The sequence below is a fragment of the Candidatus Omnitrophota bacterium genome (genome assembly GCA_013791745.1).
Lineage (GTDB): Bacteria > CG03 > CG03 > CG03 > CG03 > CG03.
In genome coordinates this window covers 1-2,419 of sequence record VMTH01000178.1, presented here as the reverse complement: position 1 = coordinate 2,419, position 2,419 = coordinate 1, and the positions used below count along the sequence as shown (strand labels likewise).

Genomic DNA, 2,419 nt, shown 5'->3' with positions numbered 1-2,419 from the left:
TAATAGAGGTGTTTGAGATCTCGTTAAAAAGCGTTTCCTTTATGAAATCCGCCTCAAAGCCGTCAATGAGCAGGCCTATCGCGCGCTGAAAAAAATTATCGGGAGGTATTTCATCCAGGAGCCCCTGGCTTATCCCGTCTTTTCTGGCCTTTTTCGCGATACTCTCAAACACCTCTATTATATCTTCATTTGACAAGAAACGCGGCGTGAAAAAAATAAAAGAAACGCATCTGGGAAGTTTTTTGATCAGTCTCCACGGATAAGTGATGAGCGTCGCCCCGATAACGCCGCCGAAAACCAGCACCGCGGCGTTAGCATTGAACAGGATCCCCAGAATGCCGCCGGTCGAAAGCACATACCAGACAGCTCCGGCGCCCAGCGCCAGCCCCGCCAGTGTCATTAAATCCATATTACCTCCGTCATATAAGTTCTATAGTGCCCGCCGCTTTCAGACGCCTGATAACAGCGACAATGTTCTTCTTTTCCCTGTCGCTGGCGGCGGAGTTGGACGGCAGGAGTTCAAGTTCTTCGGCGACGATCTCTCTTGCCCCCTCCGACAGCACCGCGAAAATCCTGTCCTGCACCTCCTGTTCGGAAAACTGGAGCGCCTGCGCGAGATTCCTCGTGTTAACAAACCTCAGCACCGTCTGTATCACCTGCGTGTCCTGGCGGGCGAGATCCTCAAAATGGAACACGCTATTTCGTATTTCCGAGGCCATTATAGGATCCTCGTCGGCAATATGACGGAGGAACTGCTCCTGCACCTGGCGGGACGAATTTTCAAGCATGCTCAAGAGCTGTTCGCGGCCGCCTGAAACATAATTTATTTTTTCACGGATTGAGTTCTCCATGTCAATAATATCCTCTTTATCCAGCTCCTTTTTATAAACCAGAAAGCTCATTATGTCGGATTGTTTCTCTTCGGGGAAATATTGCAGGAATTTTTCCACAAGCGACTCTTTCAAAAAGCCGAGCGCCTCGGCGATCCTTTCAGAACTTTCTTCTTTGAGCAAAAAGGCCAGATTGGATATATTTTTATCATTGATGAAAGCGAAAGGCCGCTGTTCGCTTTCATCAGTCTTCTTTGATTCGGGGGTCGCGCTCAGGAGATTAACCGGCATCTGGCGCACGGAAGAAGTTTCATCCATGTTCACACCGGTTGCCTCGCCGGGCCTGGCGTTGGCGAAATATTGCGCCATATATTTCATAAAATACCTGAGCGGCCCGAACAGGAAAACGGATATGATCAATATCACCGTCAGAAGAACTATGTTCTGGGGCTGAGACACGTATGAGATAATCGCCGCGCCCGCGCTCATAGCGGCGGCCGGGGAACCGTCGGCGGTAGCGGCACCGCGTTTTTGAGCGGCAAAACTTTCTTTTATTATTTTCAGCGAATCCTCATCGTTCAGGCTCAGAGAGACTCTCACCACGCCCTCTATCCTTTTTTCAAGTTCGGTGGCAATACCTTCTTCAAGGATGAGCGTTATCAGGAGACGCTGTCGCTCGAGCAGTTTTTTATCGGAAAGGTCCTGTAGTTTTTCTTCAACCGGCACGCCGGGCAGAAGATTCCTTTTATCTTTTCCTATATCCACCACTTCCGTATAGCGGACTTCTCTGACGGAAACGGAAAAATTACTCAGATTAAAAACCTTTGTCAGAACCTGCGAAACCTGATTTTCAATAGCAGCTGTATCGGCAAACAATGAAGACGCGAATATCAAAAAAAATAAAATGGTGCCAGGGGTTGACTTTCGTGACTTATTGAATATAGAAAAGAGGGACGTCCTACTTTTTTTCATACTCAATTTTATTAACGATAGTTTTTTTCTCATTTTTTTTCTCACAAGCGCGCATATCGGCTATTTTCCCATTTTTTGCCTGCATAAGTCAATCATTTTAAGCGCTTGCTGATGCCCGGGCTTGATAGAGAGAAGCTTCCTGAATTCGGAAATGGCCTCGGAATACCTGCCGTTCTTATAATAAGACATACCCGCCGAATAATGGGCTTTCATAAGCCTTCGCGTGTTTTCGTTCGCCTGATCGATACTACGGCGGGCTTCCTTAATGCCCTCTTCTGATTTGCGCCGGTATTCTTCCCCTTCATCCCCGCCGCCGGCAACTTCCGACGCTTCCTTAAACAGCAGTTTGGCTTTCTCGGCCTCACCTCTTTTCGCCGCGGCCGCGCCCTGAAGATAAAGTTTTTTGATCTTTAAGAGCGCGCCGGACTCTTCGCTCTGCCTGGTCTCATAAACTTCTTTTATGGAAGTCTCCGGCGGGATCTTCATGAATTCCAGTATGTCCTGATTGCCGGGATCATATTGCAGTGCCTCTCTCCACACCTCTATCCCTTTTTCTTTTTTCCCGAAGGCGTAATAAGCCGAACCCAGCCTCGTCAGAGCCAGCACATTGCGCGGCT

Annotated in this window: 3 protein-coding genes; all 3 read right to left on the bottom strand. The window is 48.4% G+C overall.

The window, feature by feature from the left end; all coding sequences use genetic code 11:
• Positions 1 to 409: hypothetical protein (locus FP827_09365; protein MBA3053274.1), on the bottom strand; the 409-nt coding region annotated here is incomplete at its 3' end.
• 10 nt (positions 410 to 419) lie between these two features.
• Positions 420 to 1,835 (bottom strand): hypothetical protein, encoded by a 1,416-nt coding sequence (locus tag FP827_09360; GenBank protein ID MBA3053273.1) that lies wholly within the window; start codon positions 1,833 to 1,835, stop codon positions 420 to 422.
• A 27-nt stretch (positions 1,836 to 1,862) separates the two neighbouring features.
• Positions 1,863 to 2,419, bottom strand: a 557-nt coding sequence (locus FP827_09355; GenBank protein MBA3053272.1) for a tetratricopeptide repeat protein, incomplete at its 5' end; no start/stop codon positions are given.